Annotated in this window: 21 protein-coding genes; 11 read left to right on the top strand and 10 right to left on the bottom strand. The window is 72.0% G+C overall.

Features of this window, described 5'->3' with window-relative positions; genetic code table 11:
• Window positions 1-2 precede the first annotated feature (2 nt).
• Complete coding sequence (locus ACFQS7_RS09890) at window positions 3-1,403, bottom strand: TIGR03013 family XrtA/PEP-CTERM system glycosyltransferase (protein ID WP_380066877.1); 1,401 nt, start codon at window positions 1,401-1,403, stop codon at window positions 3-5.
• 263 nt (window positions 1,404-1,666) lie between these two features.
• On the opposite strand from ACFQS7_RS09890, the gene ACFQS7_RS09885 reads away from it, so the two are divergent.
• The 3 genes from ACFQS7_RS09885 to ACFQS7_RS09875 all read left to right on the top strand — a co-directional run bounded on the left by ACFQS7_RS09885 (window position 1,667) and on the right by ACFQS7_RS09875 (window position 4,775).
• Window positions 1,667-2,626, top strand: a complete 960-nt coding sequence (locus ACFQS7_RS09885; protein ID WP_380066876.1) for a Bug family tripartite tricarboxylate transporter substrate binding protein — start codon at window positions 1,667-1,669, stop codon at window positions 2,624-2,626.
• A gap of 126 nt (window positions 2,627-2,752) precedes the next feature.
• Window positions 2,753-3,736: a tripartite tricarboxylate transporter substrate binding protein gene (locus ACFQS7_RS09880; RefSeq protein WP_380066875.1), complete on the top strand. Its 984-nt coding sequence runs from the start codon at window positions 2,753-2,755 to the stop codon at window positions 3,734-3,736.
• Window positions 3,737-3,806: 70 nt separating this feature from the next.
• Window positions 3,807-4,775, top strand: coding sequence for a Bug family tripartite tricarboxylate transporter substrate binding protein (locus ACFQS7_RS09875; RefSeq protein WP_380066874.1), 969 nt, complete (start codon window positions 3,807-3,809; stop codon window positions 4,773-4,775).
• Here ACFQS7_RS09875 and ACFQS7_RS09870 read toward each other — a convergent pair whose 3' ends face one another.
• The 7 genes from ACFQS7_RS09870 to ACFQS7_RS09840 form a co-directional block, all read right to left on the bottom strand.
• A complete protein-coding gene (locus tag ACFQS7_RS09870; RefSeq protein ID WP_380066873.1) occupies window positions 4,776-5,669 on the bottom strand; it encodes a heterodisulfide reductase-related iron-sulfur binding cluster in 894 nt (297 codons plus the stop codon).
• Window positions 5,660-6,067, bottom strand: coding sequence for a 4Fe-4S dicluster domain-containing protein (locus ACFQS7_RS09865; RefSeq protein WP_380066872.1), 408 nt, complete (start codon window positions 6,065-6,067; stop codon window positions 5,660-5,662). The genes ACFQS7_RS09870 and ACFQS7_RS09865 overlap by 10 nt, the downstream gene beginning before the upstream one ends.
• Complete coding sequence (locus ACFQS7_RS09860; RefSeq protein ID WP_380066871.1) at window positions 6,064-6,438, bottom strand: RidA family protein; 375 nt, start codon at window positions 6,436-6,438, stop codon at window positions 6,064-6,066. The genes ACFQS7_RS09865 and ACFQS7_RS09860 overlap by 4 nt, the downstream gene beginning before the upstream one ends.
• Window positions 6,439-6,631: 193 nt before the next feature.
• Window positions 6,632-7,738, bottom strand: coding sequence for an alanine racemase (locus tag ACFQS7_RS09855; RefSeq protein WP_380066870.1), 1,107 nt, complete (start codon window positions 7,736-7,738; stop codon window positions 6,632-6,634).
• Window positions 7,735-9,264, bottom strand: a complete 1,530-nt coding sequence (locus ACFQS7_RS09850) for a M81 family metallopeptidase (RefSeq protein WP_380066869.1) — start codon at window positions 9,262-9,264, stop codon at window positions 7,735-7,737. The genes ACFQS7_RS09855 and ACFQS7_RS09850 overlap by 4 nt, the downstream gene beginning before the upstream one ends.
• The gene (locus ACFQS7_RS09845) at window positions 9,261-9,746 is read right to left on the bottom strand and encodes a DUF6653 family protein (RefSeq protein ID WP_380066868.1); all 486 of its coding nucleotides are present in this window, start codon (window positions 9,744-9,746) and stop codon (window positions 9,261-9,263) included. The genes ACFQS7_RS09850 and ACFQS7_RS09845 overlap by 4 nt, the downstream gene beginning before the upstream one ends.
• A 2-nt stretch (window positions 9,747-9,748) precedes the next feature.
• Window positions 9,749-10,873 carry a pyridoxal-phosphate dependent enzyme gene (locus tag ACFQS7_RS09840; RefSeq protein ID WP_380066867.1) on the bottom strand — a complete coding sequence of 375 codons (1,125 nt, stop codon included), beginning with the start codon at window positions 10,871-10,873 and terminating at the stop codon, window positions 9,749-9,751.
• A gap of 47 nt (window positions 10,874-10,920) precedes the next feature.
• Between ACFQS7_RS09840 and ACFQS7_RS09835 the strand changes: the two genes are divergently transcribed.
• A complete protein-coding gene (locus tag ACFQS7_RS09835) occupies window positions 10,921-12,018 on the top strand; it encodes a M20/M25/M40 family metallo-hydrolase (RefSeq protein WP_380066866.1) in 1,098 nt (365 codons plus the stop codon).
• Window positions 12,019-12,126: 108 nt separating this feature from the next.
• Window positions 12,127-12,720, top strand: coding sequence for a glycine zipper family protein (locus tag ACFQS7_RS09830; RefSeq protein ID WP_380066865.1), 594 nt, complete (start codon window positions 12,127-12,129; stop codon window positions 12,718-12,720).
• A 9-nt stretch (window positions 12,721-12,729) separates the two neighbouring features.
• On the opposite strand, the gene ACFQS7_RS09825 is transcribed toward ACFQS7_RS09830, so the two are convergent.
• Window positions 12,730-13,713: a Bug family tripartite tricarboxylate transporter substrate binding protein gene (locus ACFQS7_RS09825; RefSeq protein ID WP_380066864.1), complete on the bottom strand. Its 984-nt coding sequence runs from the start codon at window positions 13,711-13,713 to the stop codon at window positions 12,730-12,732.
• Between the two features lie 130 nt (window positions 13,714-13,843).
• On the opposite strand from ACFQS7_RS09825, the gene ACFQS7_RS09820 reads away from it, so the two are divergent.
• Window positions 13,844-15,100, top strand: a complete 1,257-nt coding sequence (locus tag ACFQS7_RS09820; protein WP_380066863.1) for a patatin-like phospholipase family protein — start codon at window positions 13,844-13,846, stop codon at window positions 15,098-15,100.
• 242 nt (window positions 15,101-15,342) lie between these two features.
• Here the strand turns inward: ACFQS7_RS09820 and ACFQS7_RS09815 are convergent, their stop codons facing one another.
• Window positions 15,343-16,074: an SDR family NAD(P)-dependent oxidoreductase gene (locus tag ACFQS7_RS09815; protein ID WP_380066862.1), complete on the bottom strand. Its 732-nt coding sequence runs from the start codon at window positions 16,072-16,074 to the stop codon at window positions 15,343-15,345.
• A gap of 71 nt (window positions 16,075-16,145) precedes the next feature.
• Between ACFQS7_RS09815 and ACFQS7_RS09810 the strand changes: the two genes are divergently transcribed.
• The 5 genes from ACFQS7_RS09810 (at window position 16,146) to ACFQS7_RS09790 (ending at window position 19,311) form a co-directional block, all read left to right on the top strand.
• Window positions 16,146-16,484 carry a c-type cytochrome gene (locus tag ACFQS7_RS09810; protein WP_380066861.1) on the top strand — a complete coding sequence of 113 codons (339 nt, stop codon included), beginning with the start codon at window positions 16,146-16,148 and terminating at the stop codon, window positions 16,482-16,484.
• 277 nt (window positions 16,485-16,761) lie between these two features.
• Window positions 16,762-17,484, top strand: coding sequence for an acetoacetyl-CoA reductase (gene phbB, locus ACFQS7_RS09805; protein WP_380066860.1), 723 nt, complete (start codon window positions 16,762-16,764; stop codon window positions 17,482-17,484).
• Window positions 17,485-17,663: 179 nt separating this feature from the next.
• On the top strand, window positions 17,664-18,317 hold the full coding sequence (locus ACFQS7_RS09800; RefSeq protein ID WP_380066859.1) for a YciI family protein: 654 nt from the start codon (window positions 17,664-17,666) through the stop codon (window positions 18,315-18,317).
• Complete coding sequence (locus ACFQS7_RS09795; RefSeq protein ID WP_380066858.1) at window positions 18,317-18,706, top strand: carboxymuconolactone decarboxylase family protein; 390 nt, start codon at window positions 18,317-18,319, stop codon at window positions 18,704-18,706. The genes ACFQS7_RS09800 and ACFQS7_RS09795 overlap by 1 nt, the downstream gene beginning before the upstream one ends.
• Complete coding sequence (locus tag ACFQS7_RS09790) at window positions 18,703-19,311, top strand: GDSL-type esterase/lipase family protein (protein ID WP_380066857.1); 609 nt, start codon at window positions 18,703-18,705, stop codon at window positions 19,309-19,311. The genes ACFQS7_RS09795 and ACFQS7_RS09790 overlap by 4 nt, the downstream gene beginning before the upstream one ends.
• Window positions 19,312-19,323 lie beyond the last annotated feature (12 nt).

The raw sequence follows: 19,323 nt of genomic DNA, 5'->3' as shown, positions 1-19,323 counted from the left end.
ACCTACCGCACCGTGTTGCCCGGCCAGAGCACCACCCGCAGCGTCTGCAGGATGATCAGGATGTCGAACAGCACGCCGAAATTCTTCACGTAGTACAGGTCGTAGCTGAGCTTCGAGCGGCTGTCGTCGAGCGAGGCGCCATAGGGGTAGTTGACCTGCGCCCAGCCGGTCAGCCCGGCCCGCACCAGGTGTCGTTCCTCGTACAGCGGCAGCTTCTTGCCGAGGTCGGCGGTGAATTCCGGCCGCTCCGGCCGCGGCCCGACGAAGCTCATGTCGCCGCGCAGCACGTTCAGCAATTGCGGCAGCTCGTCGATCCGGGTTCGGCGAAGGAAATTGCCGATCCGGGTGATCCGCGGGTCACGCGCCTGGGCATAGACCGCGCCGAATTTCTCCGCGTCCATCCGCATGGTGCGCAGCTTCATGATGCGGAAGACCCGCCCGCCCCGCGTCACCCGGGACTGGCGGTACAGCGCCGGCCCGCCATCCTCGGCCCGCACCGCCACGCACGCCGCCAGCAGCACCGGCCCGGCCAGCAGCAGCAGCAGCGCCGCCGCGCCGATATCCAGCGCCCGCTTCAGTGCCAGGTCGAGCGGGCGGAAATGGAAGCCGTCGGCATAGAGCAGCCAGCCCAGCTCGATCCGCTTGATGTCGATGCGGCCGATCTCGTTCTCGAGGAAAGGCAGGTACTCGTGCACCGGGTAGCCCGAGGTGCGGCAGGCCAGCAGCGCCTCCATCGGCAGGCCGCGGCGGTCGTCGGGGGCGACCACGATCTGGTCGGTGCCGAATTCCCGTACCGCGGCGAGGATGCCGGCGTCCACCGACAGCACCGAGCAGCTGCGCATCTCGGCCAGCCGCGGGTCGACCGCGGCATCCACCGGGTGGCGGATCAGGCCGACGTCGTAGCCGAGCGTGCCGCTTTCCCGCCGCAGCAGCAGGATCAGGTCGAAGGCGCGCTGCCCGGCGCCGATGATGACCAGGCGGCGGCGGAACGCCTCCCGCCTGCGCAGCAGGAACAGCAGGACGCGGGCGGCGAAGGCGGTCAGGGTGAAGCAGGGCACCGCCGCGGCGAAAAGCAACCCGGCCTGGGCGACGCCGAAGGGCTCCGGCAGCAGAGCGGCGAGGACCGAGGCCCCGGCGCCGCCGAGCAGCACCGCGAAGGGCGCCCGGCCGAGCGAGCGGCGGGTCTGCTGCAAGGCGTCCCGGCGATAGAGGCCGAGGGCAAAGAGCATCAGGACGCAGGCCAGCGGATGCAGCGCCGCCGCCGGCAGGCGGGGCCAGGGTGCCGTGCTGAGCAGGGAGAGCGCCAGCCAGAGGGCGACGGGCCAGGCAATCAGGGCGAATGCGGTGTCGAGCAGCACGAGCACCGGGCCCGCGGCGAGACCGGCGCGGCTGGGCGTGACCATGGGAACCTCGAAATGCTGGATGGCAAGAGGGAGCCTTGCTCCCCTTCAACGTTCCTATGCCTGCAAGTGGCTCCGGAAAGTAAATTTATCAACCAAAGCGGGAGACATTGCAAGGCAGCCGCCCCCCGTCGGGCTGGTGCTTTCCTCGACCAAGGCCCAGGACCCTATGGGAAGGCTGGACCATTCCGCGCCGTGACACCCCGGCTCGCACGGCCCGCCGGCCTCGGCTAGGATTCCGGGAAATCCATTACGGGAGGATTCGCATGCGCCGCCGCGCCTTCACCACGCTTGCCGCCGGGCTGCTCGCCAGCCCGGCCCTCGCCCAGGCGCCCTACCCCAGCCGGCCGATCCGCATGGTCGTGCCGCTGCCGGCCGGCGGTGCCACCGATATCTGGGCCCGGCTGGTCGCCGAGCCGATGGCCGGCATCCTCGGCCAGCCGGTGGTGATCGAGAACCGCGCCGGCGCCGGCGGGCTGATCGGGACGGAGGCGGTGAAGAACGCCCCGGCGGATGGCCATACCATCCTGTTCCACATCGCCAATTTCGTGCAGACGCCGGTGGTGCTGCGGCGCTGGCCCTACCAGCTCGACGACTTCGCCTTCCTCGGCAAGTTCGGCACCACGCCGCTGCCGCTCTGCGTGCGGGAGGACTGCCCGGCGACGACGCTGAAGGATTTCGTCGCCTGGGCGAAGGGGAAGCAACTCGCCTTCGGCACCTACTCGCCCGGCTCCTCCGGCCATGCCCTGGCCCAGGCTTTCTCCGACCTGGAAGGGCTCGACATGACCGCGGTGCACTACCGCGGCGAGGCGCCGCTGCTGCAGGACATGCTGGGCGGCCGGGTGAGCTGCGCCTTCCATTCCATGACGGGTGCGGGCGAGCATATCCGCAGCGGCCGGCTGCGGCCGCTGGCCACCCTCGGCCGCGGCGGCATCCCCAGCCTGCCGGCGGTGCCGACCTTCGTCTCGCTCGGCTACCCGGACTATTTCGGCAATTCCGGCTTCATCGGGCTCTTTGCCCCGGCGCGGGTGCCGGAGCCGATCCTGGCCACGCTGGTGGACGCCTTCCGCCAGACCATGGCCCGGCCGGAGGTGCTGCGCCGCCTGGCGGAAACCGACACCATCGCCCAGTACCTGCCGCCGGCCGCCTTCCGCGCCGATGTCGAGGCCTACCTCAAATTCTGGCAGGGGCTGGTGGACCGGCTGGGGATCACCGCCGAGGGGTGACCGCCTGCTCACGATGCGTGGAGCCAGCGGGGGCGGCAGCGGATTCCGCTGCGCCCGCCTGGCCCGGCATGATCCAAGATTCTCCTGCGCAGCCGCCGCAGAGCGGCCGCATGGGAGGACCACCAGATGCGCCGACGTCCCTTCCTGGGCCTTGCCGCCCAGGCTCTCGCCGCCCCGGCCCTTGCGCAGGACCGCGCCGGCCCGCGCTACCCCGACCGCCCGGTCCGCTTCATCGTCCCCTTCCCGGCCGGCGGCGGCACCGATGTCTGGGCCCAGATGGTGGCGGAAGCCATGCAGGCCGAGCTCGGCCAGCCGATCCTGATCGAGAACCGCGCCGGCGCCGGCGGCATGGTGGGCACCGAGGTCGCGGCCAAGGTCGCGCCGGACGGCTATACCCTGCTCTACAACATCACCACCCATGTGCAGGCACCCGTCACCTTCCGCCGCTTCCCCTACGACCCGGTGGCGGATTTCTTCCCCGTGGGACGGCTCGGCACCACCGCCATCACCTTCTGCGTCGGCCCGACCGTCCCGGCCGCCATCACCACCCTGGCCGAGTTCGTGGAGTGGGGCCGCAACCGCGACCTGGCCTTCGGCAATTATGGCCAGGGCTCCACCGGCCATGCCTATGCCCTGCTGCTGGCGCAGGAGGCCGGGCTGCGGGTGACCCAGGTGGCCTATCGGGGCGAGGCGCCGATGCTGCAGGACCTGCTCTCGGGCAGCTTCCATGGCGGCTTCCACGGCATGCCGGCCTCGGGCGAGATGATCCGGGCGCGGCGCATCCGCCCGCTGGCGACCGGCGGGCCGGACCGCGTGCCGTCGCTGGCCGCCGAGGTGCCGACGCTGATCGAGCTTGGCTACTCCCGCCGTTTCGACTTCACCGGCTTCACCGGGCTGTTCGCCCCGGCCCGCGTCCCGGCGCCGATCCTCGACCGGCTGACCGCCGTCTTCCGCACGGTGGCGACCAGCCCCGAGATGATCCACAAGCTGCGCGCCATCGACACCGCGCCGGGCTACGAGGACCCGGCGACCTTCCGCCAATCGGTGATCCGCACCCTGCGGCAATGGGAGGAACTGGCGGCGAGCCTCGATCTCTACGCGACGGGTTGAGCCGGGCACGGCGAGCGGTCAGGTTGGCGCATGACCGGCCGCGCAGACGGCCGCCACCACGGAGACGCCCATGCATCGACGCCGCCTGCTCGGCCTTGCCGCCGCCACGCTTGCCTCGCCGGCCCTGGCCCAGGGCGGCTACCCCGACCGCCCGGTCCGCTTCATCGTCCCCTTCCCGCCCGGCGGCGGCACCGATACCTGGGCCCGCATCGCCGCCGAGGGCATGCAGCCGGAACTCGGCCAGCCCATCGTCATCGAGAACCGCGGCGGCGCCGGCGGGCTGGTCGGCACCGAGGCCGCGGCCAAGGTGGCGCCCGATGGCTATACCCTGCTGTTCACCATCACCACCCATGTGCAGACGCCGGTGGTGATGCGCCGCTTCCCTTACGACCCGGTCAACGACTTCGCGCCGATCGGCCGGCTCGGCACCACCTCGATCACCTTCGTCGTCGGGCCGAAGGTGCCGGCCGGGATCACCACCTGGCCGGCCTTCGCCGCCTGGGCCAAGGGGCGCGACCTGTCCCTCGGCAACTATGCCCCGGGCTCGACAGGGCATGCGTTTGGCATGCTCCTGGTCGAGGAAGCCGGGCTGCAGGCCGAGCAGATCGCCTATCGCGGCGAGACGCCGATGCTGCAGGACATCCTCTCGGGCGCCATCCATGGCGGCTTCCATTCCATGGCCGCGGCCGGGGAGATGATGCGGGCCGGCCGGGTGCGCCCACTGGCGACCGCCGGCGACCGCCGCATCCCGGCGCTCGGCGAGGTGCCGCTGCTGAAGGAGCTGGGCTTTTCCGCGCGCTTCTCCTTCGGCGGCTTCTCCGGCCTGCTGGCCCCGGCGCGGACGCCGCAGCCGGTCCTGGACCGGCTGACGGAGGCGTTCCGCATCGCCGCGGCGAAGCCGGAGACGCACCGGCGCCTGCTCGCGGTCGATACCGTGCCGAGCTACCAGGACCCGGCGACCTTCAAGGCGCAGATCGCCCGCAACCTGCGCGAATGGACCGAGATCACCGAGAAGCTGAACCTGACGATCGACAGCTGATCAGACGACGGGAGGCTTGCGCAATTCGGGTTCCAGCAGCCGGGTGAAGGCGACGTCCCCCGCGGTGGCGATGCGATCCTCGCCGATCGCCGCGCGCGGGTCGGCGGCGTTGCGCCAGGCCTTGTACTCGTCCTCGGCCGGGATGCCGAGGCTTTCGGCCAGCAGGTGGATCCAGTTGCGCACCTGGATGCCGTGGCGTTCGAGCGCCACGGCCTCGCGGTGGCAGGAATGGAAGATGGTGCAGAGCGTGCCGGCGCCGGTCGCCGCCATGGCGGCCAGCGTCGCCCGCTGCGCATCGGCCAGCGCGCCGGGGACGGCGGCGATGGCGGAACACATGTGGCCGGGGGCGCGGTAGGGGTGCTCGGCCACCACGACGCCGGGGATCAGCCGCAGCAGCGCGGGGACCAGGTCATTGACCGCGACGCGGCCGTTGAAGCCATGATGCGCATGAACCAGCACGCGCGCCTCGACCCGCCGCGTCAGCAGCGGTGCCAGGCGGTCGCGCCGGGCCCAGAGCGCCTCGGTCACGTGCACCGTCTCGAAATTGGTGGGCGTCACCGGCGCCATGCTGTCCTGCATGTTCATGTGGCAGGAGGGGCACCAGGTGACGACCTGGCCGCGGCCCGACTCGTTGAACTGAGTGATCGTGCGGCGGGCCATGCCTTCGGCAATGCGGGCGCTGGCATCCTTCGGGCTGCCGCAGCAGCTGGCCGGGCCGCCGGCCGGCGCCGCATCCATGCCGACCAGGTCCAGGATGCGGGTGGTGGCGCGGATCACCTCGCCATGCCGCGTCATGTTGCAGCCGTACCAGAAGACCGCCTTGTCGGCCGTCCGATCGCCGGAGGGCGCAGCCCGCAGGGCTGAATCGGCCGGCTTCGGAGTATCTACAGCCATTCCCGCCGCTCCTCCTCGGTCAGCGTCAACCTCGCAAAAGCCTTCACCTTGGGGGAGAATTGGGTGTCCTCCTTCACCGGGATGCGCGGCGGCTCGCCCAGCGCGCCCTTGGCCCGCCACTGCGCCAGGCGCAGCATGAAGGCGGCGTCGATGTGCTCGGGGCAGGCCGGGGTGCAGATGCCGCTGCGGGTGCAGGCGCCGATCCAGGCCAGCGCCGCCGGCGTGCCCGGCCCGTCGCGGAGGATGTCGCGCATGCCGAAGGCGACCGCGGCGGGCTCGGCGGCCTCGACGCCGGCGGCATAGGGCGTCATCGGGCAGGCCTGGACGCAGCCGCCGCAGGCGGTGCAGAGCGCGGCGAGGCGGGCGGATTCCGCGCGGATGTGCCCGGCGAGGCTCATGCGGGCGCCGGGACCACGGCGATGCCCTCGATCTCGATGCAGACATCGGTGGTGGTGAACTGCGCGCCGCCGACGCAGGTGCTGGCGGGCGGCGTCGCCAAGGCGGCGAAGGCGGCGCGGCGGACCTCGTTGAAGCCGTCGTAGTGCCGCATGTCGGACAGCCAGGTGGTGATCTTCAGCAGGTGCGCCAGCGTCGCGCCTTCCCCGGCCAGGGCCCGTTCCAGCCGGGCCAGGCATTCGCGCGCCTGGTCCTGCGTGCTGCCGCCGGCGGCGGCGCTGCCGCGGGCGGTGACGCCGGAGCAGAAGATCAGCTTCGCCCCGCCGCCGAGCGGGACGACGCGGGCGGGCGGGAACAGCGGGGCTTGGCTCATGGATGCTTCTCCTGGCCGCAGCCTCTCCCGGCCCCGCCCTCCGATGCAAGGGCTACCCGGTCGGTGGCCCCGCGGGGATCGCATGGTCCCGTGCCGAGGGCGCCGCGCGGTTCCGGCACGATGATCCCCGCGGTCGGCGCAGGGGAGGCTTCCCCAGGCGGCTCCAGCGCCGTCCTCGTCGCAGGCAGGCCTGCTACCAGCCGTTCACCCGGTCCCAGGTGGCGATGACCTCCCGGCCGCCGTCCACCACGTGGTAGCGGTCATGCGCCGCGGCAGTCAGGCAGGAATGGTTCGGCACCACCCGCAGCCGGGCGCCGATCGGCAGATCGCCGAAGGGCAGCGGGGCCGCGGCATGCACCTCGCCGTGCTCCTGGTAGGCGCGGGCGACCATCGGCTCGCCCGGCAGCGGCTGCCCGGCCAGGTCCAACACCCGCCCGAAGCCCCAGTCGCGCGGCGCGGCCTGGGTGCTGCGGTCCTTCGACAGCGCCAAGGCGCCTGCATCCAGGAGCAGCGTGTTGCGGTCGGGACGGCGGCCGATGACGGATGCGAGCACGGTGACGGCGATGTCGTCCAGCGGATGGGTGGCGATCTGCCCCTGGAACAGGTCACCGAACATGTAAACCCCGGCCCGCACCTCGGTGACGCCGTCCATCCGCGCGGCATGCATCGCGGTGGGCGAGGAGCCGAGCGAGACGATCGGCAGCGCGAGGCCGCCTGCGCGCAGCCGCGCCGCGGCGGTGGTGATGGCCAGGCGCTCGGCCTCGGCGATGGCCGCCATGTCGGCCGGGCTGCGGCCGGCATAGCTGTGGCCGGAATGGGACAGCACGCCGGTTAGGCGCGGGCCCAGCGCCGCGGCGATCGCGCCCAGCGCATCGCCATCCGGGGCGATGCCGCCGCGCGCCTCGCCGACATCGACCTCGACCAGGGCCTGGAGCGCGCCGGGATGGGCGGCGATGGCGCGGGCGGCCTCGACGTCGTCGGTGATGACCTTCACCGCGGCGCCGGCGGCGTTCAGCGCGGCGACGGCGTCCAGCTTCGCCGGGGTGATGCCGACGGCATAGATCTGGTCGTGCCAGCCGGAAGCGGCGAAGTACCGCGCCTCGGCCAAGGTGCTGACGGTGATCGGGCCGAACCCTGGCGCAGCGAGGCGCGCCACCTCGATGCTCTTCGCCGTCTTCATGTGCGGCCGCAGGGTGAGGCCGGGGAAGCGTGCCACCGCGGCCTGCATCAGCGAGAGGTTCCGCTTCAGCACATCCAGGTCGAGCACCAGGCAAGGCGTCGGCAGGTCGTCGAGGGTCATCGCGCGGGGCTCCAATGCGCATCCTGGTCGATCGGCAGGACCGGGCGCGGCAGCTTCGTCCAGGCGAAGCGGGTGAGGACCGGGGAGGTCAGGCCCGGCGCATCGACCTCGACGATCCGGTCGGGGGTGAAGAACTCGTCGAAGCCGCCGCGGAAATGCCCGCGCGACTTCACCACGACGCAGCGCGCGGCGCCGATGTCGAGGCCGAGATGCTCGAGGAAAGCGGGGTCGGCGCATTGCGTGCGGATCGAGATGACGACGACGGTGATGCCGCCCAGCCGCAGCGCCGCCGTCGCGCCCAAGGTCATCGCGGTCCCCGCGAAGATACCGCGCCGTCCGGTGACGCGGCCGTCGGACAGCGCCACCACCTCGGCCTCGGCTTCCAGGGGGCGGCTGAAGGCGTCGTCGGCCGTCAGCGTGCCCTGCGGCCGGTTGAAGCGGGCGGTGAAGCGGGCACCGACGCCCAGGCCATGCGCTTCCTCGGCCAGCAGCGGGTCGTGGATGACGCCCATCAGGCAGCCCTCCACGCCCGCGGCCAGGAAGGAGGCCAGGATATGCATGGTGTTGCCGCGCCCGCCGCCGCCGGGATTGTCGGCGACATCGGCGAAGGCCAGCGGCACCGGGCTCTCCTTGGCCCGGCGCGTCGCCACCCGCAGCGGGGTCAGCTCGGCCACGAAGCGGTCGCGCCGCGCCCAGGCGGCGCGGGCCAGGCGCTCGGCCATGGTGTCGGCCGAAGCCTGGTCGGCCGCGGTGACCACCACCGCCATGCCGTTGAACGGCGTGTCGCCATAGGCGAAGCCGCCCATGACCGAGACATTCCAGATCGCCGGGTCCAACGCGGCCAATTCCTGGCCGAGGTCGATCACCTCGGCATAGGGGCCGGCGGCGGTCAGCATGGAAACGGTCGGCGCCACGATCGGCAGGCGGACCAGGGCACGATAGGCCTTCTCCCCCGCCAGCAGCCGGCGCAGCAGCTGCGCGCTCTCCGCCCCGCGCTCCCGCATGTCGAGATGCGGGTTGGTGCGGTAGCCGACGAAGGCGTCGCAATCCCGCACCATGGCGTCCGAGACATTGGCGTGGAGGTCGTAACTGCAGACGAAGGGGATGTCGCCCAGCACCTCGCGCACCAGCGCCTGGACCGCACCCTCGGGGTCATCGCATCCGGTGGTCAACCCGGCGCCGTGCAGCACGGCATAGGCGCCCTCCACCCGGCCGCGCAGCGGCTCAAGGCCCGCGCGCCAGATCGCCATCATCCGGTCGAAGGCGGGCTGCTCGACCGGCCCGTTCGGCTCGGCCATGGCCAGCAGGGTGGGCCGCGGTTGCCAGGGGCCGGTGGCATCCATGTCGGCGACGAAGCCCGGCATCTCGGCCAGGGCCTTGGGCGCCGGGCCGCGGGCGTCGGCGACGATGGCCTCACCCTCCAGCCAGCAGCGGGTGTCGAAGTCGCGCTGCGTCGCCGCCGGGGCGAAGCGGTTGCACTCGATCGAGAAGCCGAGCAGCGCGATGCGCGGTCCGTTGCCAGTCATCGCCGTTCCCCACCCATGTCCTGCTGCAGCCAAACCATCCGGTCGATGAACCACAGCTTGCCCAGATACGCCACCACCAGGCCCAGCAGGGTGGGCCACGGCTCCAGCATGACCACCCCATAGACCAGCCCGATCGCGCCTGCCCCGGCGAGCGCGGCCAGCAGATGCGGCAGGCGCCGGTGCTGCGGCGGGACCGGCACGCGGTCCCGGTCGAGCCAGCGCTGCTCGCCCAGCACGCCGCGGCTGATCCAGGCATCGAGATGCCGTGGCGGCGGGAAGAGCCGCGGGTTCAGCCAGAGGAACACCACCAGCAGGGCCAGCGGCAGCGCGGCCCACCCGCCGATCCAGACGCGGCTCCAGCCCGCCAGCGCCAGCAGCGGCAGCACCGCCATGCGGGTCCAGCCACTCCAGGGATTGGCATGGCGCGCCCAGCCTGCGGCGTCGAGGCGGAAGGCCCGGGCGACGGGCTCCTCCCAGGCCATGGCTACAGCGCGACGCCCAGGAGCTCGGCCACCCGCTGCGTCGATTTCAGCCCGGTGCCGGTCAGCACCACCACCGTGGTCTCCCCGGCGGTGATCGTACCCGCGGCCAGCAGCCTGGCGAAGGCTGCGGCCGCCTGGGCGCAGGTCGGCTCGACATAGACGCCGCACCGCGCCAGGTCGAGGCAGGCCTGGCCGATCTCGGCCTCGGACAGCATCACCGCGCCGCCCTGGCTCAGGCGCAGCACGCCGATGCATTCGCGCGAGCGGATCGGCTGGGCGATGGCCGTCCCCTCGGCGATGGTCGGCTGCGCCGCGACCGCATCGAGGTCGAGGAATTCGCGGGCGATCGGCGCGCAATTGGCCGGCTGGGCTGCGAAGATGCGCGGCATGTGGTCGATCTGCCCGGCCCGCAGCAGCTCGGCGAAACCGATGCCGCAGCCGAGCACGTTGGACCCGGCGCCGCAGGGGACGATGACGTTGTCGGGCGCGCGGAAGCCAAGGTCCTCCCACAGCTCGTAGGCCAGGGTCTTGGTGCCCTGCAGGAAGAAGGGATGCCAGTTGTGGCTGGCATAGAAGGTGTTCGCCGCCTCCTGCATCGCCGCGTCGGCGCAGTCCTGCCGGCTGCCGGGGACGAGCACGATCTCCGCCCCGGTGGCCCGGCTCTGCACCGTCTTGGCGGGCGAGGTGCTCGCCGGCACCATGATCTTCGCCCGCATCCCGCCGGCCGCAGCATAGGCGGCGACCGCCGCGCCGCCGTTGCCCGAGCTGTCCTCCAGCACCGCCTGGATGCCCTGCGCCCGCAGCAGCGACAGCATGACCGACGCACCACGGTCCTTGAAGCTGCCGGTCGGCATGAACCATTCGCATTTCAGCAAGGCCGTCGCGCCGCCGAAGCGGCGCTCCACCAGCGGCGTGCAGCCCTCCCCCATGCTGATCGGCGCGCCGTCGAGGGGCGGCAGCGCGGCGCGGTAGCGCCAGAGGCTGCGGGTGCCGCGGTCGATATCGGCTGGGGCAAGCCCCGGCAGGTCGGTCAGCAGCAGCGGCTCCTGCTGGTCGCCGCACCAGCGGGGGGTCTCCAGCGGCCAGGTCCGGCCGCTGCGGGGGTCGAGATATGCCAGGGTGTCCATGCCGCGGAGACTTGCCCTTTCGCCGCGTCGCGGCAAGCATCCGGCCCATGCAAGATGCCCTCGCCCGCCTGGCCTCCGAGCTCGTCGCCCTCGACAGCCGCTCCGCCGTCTCCAACCTCGCCGTTGCCGGCCATATCGAACACGAATTGCGCGGCTTCGAGGTGGAGCGGCTCGACTACCGCGATGCCAACGGGGTGGAGAAGCGGGCGCTGGTGGCGCATCGCGGGCCGAAGGGCGGCTATGCGCTGTCCGGCCACATGGACACCGTGCCCGAGACCGGCTGGCAGCAGGACCCCTGGGCACCGCGCATCGACCATGCCGGAATCCTGCACGGCCTGGGCAGCGTCGACATGAAGGGAGCGGTGGCCGCCTGCATCCTGGCGGCGAAGTCGGCCCCGGCGCATGTCCCGGCGACCCTGCTCATCACCACCGACGAGGAGACCACCAAGGCCGGCGCCCGGGCCATCGCGGCCAGTGCCTTCGCCCGCTCGCTCGGGCTGCAGGGAATCGTGGTGGCGGAACCGACTGGGCTCGTCCCGGTGCGCGGCCACCGCTCGTCCAGCAACATCGTCGCCACCGCCAGCGGGGTGCAGGCGCATTCCTCGACCGGCCAGGGCACCAACGCCAACTGGGCGCTGATCCCCTTCCTGGCCGAGATGCGGGAGATCCAGCAGCGGCTGCGGCAGGACCCGGCGCTGCAGGACCCCGCCTACGACCCGCCCTTCTGCGACTTCAACCTGGTGCTGGACAACCACGGCACCGCGGTGAACGTCACCGTCGGCCGCGCCACCGCCCGCATCAAATTCCGCGCCAGCCGCAGCCTCGACACCGCGCCGATCCTGGCCGCGGTGCGCGCCGCCGCGGACCGCGCCGGGGTCGCGCTCGACATCACGCAGGAGGGCGCGCCGCCCGAGCTGCCGCCGGAGCATCCGCTGATCCGCCTGGCCGCCGACCTGACCGGCCATGCCCCGCGCACCGCGCCCTACGGCACCGATGCGTCCGAGCTGCAGGACATCGCCCCCTGCGTCATCCTCGGCCCCGGGACCATCGAGACGGCGCATACCCCGCACGAATGCGTGGCCTTGGCGGATCTGGCCGCCGCGGTCCCGCTTTTCGCCAGAATCCTCGTCGCAGGATCCACCTGACGGCAAGCCGGCCGCCACGTCTCTCCGCGTAACAAGACCGGCGGACCGGCTTGGCCAGACCCATATCAGCATCATGCCCGGCACGCCGATGGGCAGGAAGACAGGACCATGCAGACCGCACGCGCCGCTCTCGCCTTGCTCGTCCCGCTCTCGCTCGCCGCCTGCGCCGTGGCGCCGCCGGCCGGGCCGAGCGTCCTCGCCCTGCCCGCCAAGGGCAAGGACCTCGCCGCTTTCCAAGCCGAGGACTACAACTGCCGCAACTATGCCCAGGCGCAGCTCGGCGGGAATACCCCGGCCAATGCCTCGACCCAGTCGGCGGTCGGCAGCGCCGCCATCGGCACCGGGCTCGGCGCCGCAGCCGGCGCGCTGATCGGCTCGGTCAGCGGGTCGATGGGTGCCGGGGCGGCGATCGGCGCCGGCGCGGGCCTGCTGGGCGGCTCGGCGGTCGGCGCCGGCAATGCCCAGGCCTCGGGCGCCAGCCTGCAGCAACGCTACGACATGGCCTATACCCAATGCATGGCCAGCGCCGGGAACAGCGTGCAGGCGGCGCCGGCCCCGGCCATCATTGGCTATTCCGCGCCGGCCTACGCCTATCAGGCCCCGGCCTATGCCTACCCCTACCCGTATGCCTACCCCTACCCGTACTACGCGCCCGGGGTATCCTTCGGCTATTACCGCGGCTGGGGCGGCCGGCGCTGGTAGGCGCGCCGGCTATTCGAGCTTGATGTCAAGCTCCCGTACCTTCCGCGCCCAATAGCCGCTCTCCTGCACCACCGCCGCGGCGAAGGCCGCGCGCGGGCGGTCGGGCGGCGGCTCCAGCCCGTCATGCGCCAGGCGGTCGCGGTAGCGCGGCGTGCTCGCGGCCCGGCGCGCCGCCGCCTCCAGCGCATCCATCTGCGCGGCCGGCACGCCGGCCGGGGCGAAGACGCCATGCCAGCCGGTGATGACCGCGCCCGGCAACCCAGCCTCGCCCAGGGTCGGGACATCGGGGATCGCGGGGATGCGCGCCGCCCCGGTCACCGCGATGGCGCGCAGCTTGCCCTCCCGCACCAGGGCCAGGGCGGGCGGCGGTGAGGAGAAGTTCATGGTCACCCGTCCCGCCACCACGTCCAGCAGCGCCGGCGCGGTGCCACGATAGGGGACGTGTTCCATCGTCACGCCGGCGGCCTCCGAGAACAGCACGCCCGCCAAGTGGTTGGCATTGCCGACCCCGCCCGAGGAGTATGTCAGGTCACCCTTCGGCCGCGTCCTGATATGGGCGATCAGCTCGGCCAGGGTCCGCGCCGGCACGTCGGGATGCACCACCAGCACATACTGATAGGTGGAGACCTGCGCCACCGGCTGCAGCGCGGTGGCCAGGTCCAGCCGGTCGCCTTTCTGCAGATGCGGGTTGACGACGATGTTGGTGGACACCGCGAACAGCAGCGTCGTCGCATCCGGGCGGGCGCGCGCCACGCCGGTCGCCCCGACATGCCCGGCGGCGCCGCCGCGGTTGTCCACCACCACGGTCTGCGCCAGCGCCTCGGCGAAGCCGATGGCGAATTCGCGGCCGATGATGTCGGTGCCGCCGCCGGCGGCATAGGGCACGACAAGGGTCGTCGGCCGCGCCGGCTGGGCGGCCGCACGGCCGGCCAACGCGGCGGCGCCGAGGCAGGTCAGGGCGAAGCGACGGGACAGGGGACAGGGCTTGGACACGGCAGGCTTCCCAGCAGGACGGCAACGGCCTAGGCCAACCCGGGCACCACCCGCAAGCGCGGCAGCGGGACTCCCGGTCGCGCCGGAAATCGCGTAGAACATTGCGGAAGCTTGCCGGGAACCATTGAGCATGTGGCCAGAGCTTGGCAGGCGGCGCACTCTCGGTGCGGCCGCCATCGCTGTCCTCTTGCCGGGCTGCGTCTCCATCACGCGGCTCGACGCCGTCCCTCGTGGACGCTTCTACCAGGCTTCGGTGCTTGGCCTGCCCAACGAGCGTTTCTACTACTCGCTGAATGCGGCACCGATAGCCAGGGAGTTCCTTGCGGCGATAGACCGCTGGGACCGTTCCAGCGGGCTCGCCCCCAGCGCCGCGACGGCGCCGCTGCAGATGCTGTCGATATCGGGTGGCGGGGAAGACGGGGCCTTCGGCGCCGGCCTGCTCTGCGGCATGTCCGCAGCCGGCACCCGCCCCGTCTACAACCTGGTGACCGGCGTCAGCACGGGCGCGCTGACGGCGCCCTTCGCATTCCTCGGCTCCGCCTACGACGGCGCGCTGCGGGAGGTGTACACCAACAGCACGATCGCCGACATCGCCGCGTCCCGCACCTGGGTCGCCGCCGTCTTCTCCGATGCGCTCAGCGACACGACGCCGCTGTTCCGCACCATCTCGCGCCATGTGAACGAGTCGATGATGGCCGATATCGCCCGCGCCTATGCCGCGGGCCGGCTGCTGCTGCTCGGTACCACCAACCTCGACGCCCAGGTGCCGGTGGTCTGGAACATCGGTGCCATCGCCGCCAGCGGCCACCCGCGCGCGCTCGACCTGATCCGCCGGATCATGCTCGCCTCCGCGGCGATCCCCGGCGCCTTCCCGCCGGTGATGATCGACGTCACCCTCGACGGCGTCGAGTACCAGGAGATGCATGTCGACGGCGGCGCCTTCGCCCAGGCGTTCCTCTACCCGCGCGGCATCGGTGAGATACGCGCGGCGCGGCGCCGCGAGGGCGTCAAGGTCCGTGAAGGGGTGATCTCGGTGATCCGCAACGCCCGGCTCGATCCCGGCTGGGCCTCGGTGCGGCGGCATGTCTTCGGCATCAGCGGCCGCGCCATTTCCACCATGATCTACACCAGCGGCTTCAACGACATCACTCGCATGTACAGCGCCGCGCAGGCCGACGGATTCGACTTCAACCTCGCCTTCATCGGCAGCGAATTCTCGCGCGAGCTCGCAACCCCTTTCGAGCAGGCCTACATGCGCGACCTGTTCGACTATGGCTACCAGCGTGCGATCGCCGGCAAGGTCTGGGTGCACCGGCCGCCGATCGGCGTGGACCTGCCGGCGACGCCGCCGGCGGTGCCGGAGGCGGCGAAGGGAACGCCGCGTTAGATTGGCGAAGGAAAAGCACCCCTCCCCAAACATGCGGGTCCCGTCGACCTTCTTTCTTGCGCGATACCGACGCCCGCATTGCGTGTCCTCGGGGGGGGGGGCGAAGCCCACCGAGACGCCGAATGGCGGCCGTCGCCTGAGAGCACGGAGCTCGTGTCAGCGGTCATTTCCAATGATCGCCAACCCACACAAATAGAGGAGGCAAAGCCGCGGAAGAATGCTTTCTCCCCCGGCCTTGCCCGCTAAAGTGACGCCCCGCCGTCGACTGCGAGTTCGGCACCGGTCATGTAGCTGCTCTCTTCCGACAGCAGGAACAGCACCACCCGCGCGACGTCCTCCGCCTGGCCGATCCGGCCGATCGGGATCTGCGACAGCCGGGTGACCCGTTGCTCATTGCTCCAGACCTTCACCATCTCAGTGTCGATCGGCCCGGGATGGACGCTGTTCACCCGGATGCCGCGCGGCGCCAGGTCCACCGCAGCCGCCTTGGTCATGCCGCGCAGCGCCCACTTGGTGCCGCTGTAGGCGATGGCGCCGGGCGAGCCGCGCAGCCCGGCGGTGGACGAGATGTTGACGATCGAGCCGCCGCCCGAGCGCTCCATCGCCCCGACCACCGCCTGCATGCCGAGGAAGCAACCGAGCTGGTTGACCCGCATGTGGCGCTCGAACAGCGCGGCGTCTGTTTCCATCAGCCGCTTCGGCACGTAGATGCCGGCGTTGTTGACCATGCCGTGCAGCCCGCCCATCGCCTCGGCGGCGGCGACGGCGGCGGCCCAGTCTGCTTCCTCGGTCACGTCCTGGCGGAGGAAGCGGGCGGCCGGGCCGAGCTCCTCCGCCAGCGCCCGGCCCTGGTCCTCGAGCAGATCGCCGAGCACCACCCTGGCGCCCTCGGCCACCAGCAGCCGCGCCTCGGCCGCGCCCTGCCCGCGGGCGCCGCCCGAGATGAGCACCACCTTGCCGCTGAATCTTGCCATGCTGTCCTCCCGCCGTTCCGGTCCGCCGGAGTCTAGGACAGGATCGGCCCGACCGCGAAGGAGACCTGCCGATGCGACCCGTCCTCGCTTTCGCCGCCCTGCTGGCGGGGATCGCCGCCGCGCCGATGGCCGCGGCCCAGGGCGACGCCCTGCGGCAGGAACGCCTGGCCCAGGGGCGCAGGGTGGCGGAGACTTGGTGCGCCAACTGCCATGTCATCGGCCCCGGCGCGCGCGGCCCGGCCGGCGATGCGGCGCCGCCCTTCGATGCCGTGGCCCGCATGCCCTCCACCACCGAGATGTCGCTGCGCGCCTTCCTGCAGACGCCGCATGCGCGGATGCCGGACTACCGGCTGACGCAGCAGGAACTGGACGGGGTGGTCACCTGGATCCTCGCCCTCCGACGCGGCTGACGCGCGACCGAAAAGAAGCCCGGCGGGAATGCCGCCGGGCTCGAGTCGAGGGAGGATCGTCAGTCGAAATGCCGGCATGGCTCTACATGGCGGCAGGCGAAATCTGCCGTGGCGGCTGCGCCGCGTCCTTGATCAGGCGCAATGACACGCCTGGGCTTTCCCGCTTGATCCTGGCCGGCTTCCGGGTTGACCTAGAGCCGTGGTGCCGCGCGACGCTTCGCCCGGCGCGGCATCGCCCTGGAGTCGCGGGCGCAACCAGACAGGGAGATTGGGGGACATGGCACGAGTTGCATTGGTCACGGGCGGGCAGCGTGGCATCGGCGCAGCGATCAGCGAGGCGCTGCAGGCGGCCGGCCGCAAGGTGGTGGCGAATTACGCGGGCAACGACGCGGCGGCGCAGGCCTTCACCGAGCGTACCGGCATCCCCTGCTACAAATTCGACGTCGGCGACTTCGAGGCCAGCGTCGCCGCGGTGGCGAAGATTGAGGCCGAGCAGGGCCCGATCGAGATCCTGGTCAACAACGCCGGCATCACCCGCGACGCGATGATGCGCAAGCTCACCCGGCAGATGTGGGACGACGTGATCGATACCAACCTCGGCTCCTGCTACAACACCTGCAAGGCGGTATGGGACGGCATGTCGGCGCGGAAGTTCGGCCGCATCGTCAATATCGGCAGCGTCAACGGCCAGGCCGGCCAGCTCGGTCAGGTCAACTACGCCGCCGCCAAGTCGGGCATCCACGGCTTCACCAAGGCACTCGCCCAGGAGGGCGCGCGCAACCAGATCACGGTGAACGCCATCGCCCCCGGCTACGTGGACACCGAGATGGTCCGCGCGGTGCCGGCCGACGTGCTGGAGAAGATCATCGCCCGCATCCCGCGCGGCCGGCTCGGCCATGCCGAGGACATCGCCCGCGGCGTCGTCTTCCTGACCGCCGACGAGGCCGACTTCATCACCGGCTCGACGCTGTCGATCAACGGCGGCCAGCACATGTACTGATCGCTTGCTGATCCCTGGCGGCCTCGCGGGTCGGCTGCGGCGATCCCGCGAGGTGGCCGCGTCGGCGATGGCGAACCCGTCTTCTTGGGCTTCGCCAGCGATTTGAGCCGAGAGGCCGGCGCTGGGCGGTGGCCTCGCACCGCGCTTCGCGGCATTCTCCGACGCCGGAGGACCATGCGATGGGTTATGCGGTGCTTGCCTATGATGGCGAGGATGACGGGGCGCCGGCGCGGCGCCAGGCGGCACGCGACCGCCATCTGGCGGTGCTGACCGAATGGGCCGGCGATGGCCGGCTCGCCTTCGGCACGCCGCTGCTGGCGGCGGACGGCCGCGCGCTCGGCTCCTTCATGGTGCTCGCGGTGCCGGACGAGGCCGGACTGCGCGATTACCTGGCGGCCGAGCCGTTCAACCATTTCGGCGTCTGGACCAAAGTGACCAGCTTCCCCTTCCGCATCGCGCCCCTGCCCTATCGGCCACTGCCGCAACCCGGCACGCCGCTGGCACCGAGCCGCACCCATACCGTGGTCATCGCCCGGGATGGCGCCGATGCCGCGGCGCCGGCGCGGCGCCAGGCGACGCGGGAGGCACATCTCGCCCGGGTTCGGCCGCAGGCGGCCGCGGGCACCCTGGCCTTGGGCGGCGCCATCCTGGATGCCCCGGATGGCCGCATGGTCGGCTCCGCCGTGGTCATCGCCCGCGACACCGATGCTGCGGCGCGCGAATGGCTGGCCGAGGACCCCTACACCACCGGTGGCGTGTGGCAGGATGTGACGCTGTTCGGCACCCGCTTCGCGCCGCTCCCCTGGCGCCCGCTGCCGGGAGCCCCCGCCTGATGCCGCGGCTGGTCGAATACGCCGAGGCCGGGCCCGAGGTCCGCGCCGTCTTCGACGCCATCAAGGCGGCGCGCGGCGTGCCCGACGTGAACAATTTCTGGAAGGCGCTGGCGGTCGACCCGGCGACGTTGAAGCGGACCTGGGAAAGCCTGTCCCAGGTCATGGCGCCCGGCACGCTGGATGCGCGCACCAAGGAGATGCTCTACCTCGCGGTCTCGATGGCGGCCGGCTGCGCCTATTGCACCGCCAGCCACGGTGCCGCCGCCCGCCGCGCCGGCATGGACGATGCGATGTTCGGGGAGTTGCTGGGCGTGGTCGGCATGGCCGCCGAAACCAACCGGCTGGCCGAGGCGCTGCGGGTACCGATAGACCCGGCCTTCGATACATGATCCGCGACCTGCGCATCTGCTTCGTCGGCGACAGCTTCGTCGCCGGCACCGGGGACGAGACCGGGCTCGGCTGGGTCGGCCGCGTCACCGCCGCCGCCTGGCATCGCGGCACCGGCTTCACCCCCTACAACCTCGGCGTCCGCCGCGACACCAGTGCCGATCTGCGGCGCCGCGCCGAGCCCGAGATCCTCGCCAGGCTGCTCGGCGCCGGCACGGCACAGGCGGTGGTCTTCAGCTTCGGCGGGAACGACTGCACGCTGGAGGACGAGATGCCCCGCGTGCCGCCCGAGGTGACGGAGGAGAATGCCGCCGCCCTGCTCGGCTGGGCCGCGGCGCGCTGGCCGGTGCTGATGGTCGGCCCGCCGCCGCTGCTGCACGACGCGGCGCACGATGCGCGGGCGGCGGCGCTGTCGCTGCGGCTCGCCGCGCTCTGCGACGACATGGACCTCTCCTTCCTCGAGGTGCACGTGCCGCTTTCGGCCGGCAATGCCTGGCGCAACGGCGTGTCGCGCGGCGACGGGGTGCATCCCGACGGCGGCGGCTATGCCGCGCTGGCGGCGGTGGTCGATGGCTGGGCGCCGTGGCGGGCGCTGATCGACGGTTAGCGCCCGGCCGTC

This window comes from Dankookia sp. GCM10030260, assembly GCF_042666655.1.
Classification (GTDB): Bacteria; Pseudomonadota; Alphaproteobacteria; order Acetobacterales; family Acetobacteraceae; genus Paracraurococcus.
Note: the sequence above shows the minus strand (reverse complement) of the source record. Positions and strands in the feature narration are given on the sequence as shown.

Coding starts and splice junctions, on each gene's coding strand:
- ACFQS7_RS09890 (WP_380066877.1), bottom strand. CDS start 1,403: ATGGTCACGCCCAGCCGCGCCGGTCTCGCCGCGGGCCCGGTGCTCGTG.
- ACFQS7_RS09885 (WP_380066876.1), top strand. CDS start 1,667: ATGCGCCGCCGCGCCTTCACCACGCTTGCCGCCGGGCTGCTCGCCAGC.
- ACFQS7_RS09880 (WP_380066875.1), top strand. CDS start 2,753: ATGCGCCGACGTCCCTTCCTGGGCCTTGCCGCCCAGGCTCTCGCCGCC.
- ACFQS7_RS09875 (WP_380066874.1), top strand. CDS start 3,807: ATGCATCGACGCCGCCTGCTCGGCCTTGCCGCCGCCACGCTTGCCTCG.
- ACFQS7_RS09870 (WP_380066873.1), bottom strand. CDS start 5,669: ATGGCTGTAGATACTCCGAAGCCGGCCGATTCAGCCCTGCGGGCTGCG.
- ACFQS7_RS09865 (WP_380066872.1), bottom strand. CDS start 6,067: ATGAGCCTCGCCGGGCACATCCGCGCGGAATCCGCCCGCCTCGCCGCG.
- ACFQS7_RS09860 (WP_380066871.1), bottom strand. CDS start 6,438: ATGAGCCAAGCCCCGCTGTTCCCGCCCGCCCGCGTCGTCCCGCTCGGC.
- ACFQS7_RS09855 (WP_380066870.1), bottom strand. CDS start 7,738: ATGACCCTCGACGACCTGCCGACGCCTTGCCTGGTGCTCGACCTGGAT.
- ACFQS7_RS09850 (WP_380066869.1), bottom strand. CDS start 9,264: ATGACTGGCAACGGACCGCGCATCGCGCTGCTCGGCTTCTCGATCGAG.
- ACFQS7_RS09845 (WP_380066868.1), bottom strand. CDS start 9,746: ATGGCCTGGGAGGAGCCCGTCGCCCGGGCCTTCCGCCTCGACGCCGCA.
- ACFQS7_RS09840 (WP_380066867.1), bottom strand. CDS start 10,873: ATGGACACCCTGGCATATCTCGACCCCCGCAGCGGCCGGACCTGGCCG.
- ACFQS7_RS09835 (WP_380066866.1), top strand. CDS start 10,921: ATGCAAGATGCCCTCGCCCGCCTGGCCTCCGAGCTCGTCGCCCTCGAC.
- ACFQS7_RS09830 (WP_380066865.1), top strand. CDS start 12,127: ATGCAGACCGCACGCGCCGCTCTCGCCTTGCTCGTCCCGCTCTCGCTC.
- ACFQS7_RS09820 (WP_380066863.1), top strand. CDS start 13,844: ATGTGGCCAGAGCTTGGCAGGCGGCGCACTCTCGGTGCGGCCGCCATC.
- ACFQS7_RS09815 (WP_380066862.1), bottom strand. CDS start 16,074: ATGGCAAGATTCAGCGGCAAGGTGGTGCTCATCTCGGGCGGCGCCCGC.
- ACFQS7_RS09810 (WP_380066861.1), top strand. CDS start 16,146: ATGCGACCCGTCCTCGCTTTCGCCGCCCTGCTGGCGGGGATCGCCGCC.
- phbB (WP_380066860.1), top strand. CDS start 16,762: ATGGCACGAGTTGCATTGGTCACGGGCGGGCAGCGTGGCATCGGCGCA.
- ACFQS7_RS09800 (WP_380066859.1), top strand. CDS start 17,664: ATGGGTTATGCGGTGCTTGCCTATGATGGCGAGGATGACGGGGCGCCG.
- ACFQS7_RS09795 (WP_380066858.1), top strand. CDS start 18,317: ATGCCGCGGCTGGTCGAATACGCCGAGGCCGGGCCCGAGGTCCGCGCC.
- ACFQS7_RS09790 (WP_380066857.1), top strand. CDS start 18,703: ATGATCCGCGACCTGCGCATCTGCTTCGTCGGCGACAGCTTCGTCGCC.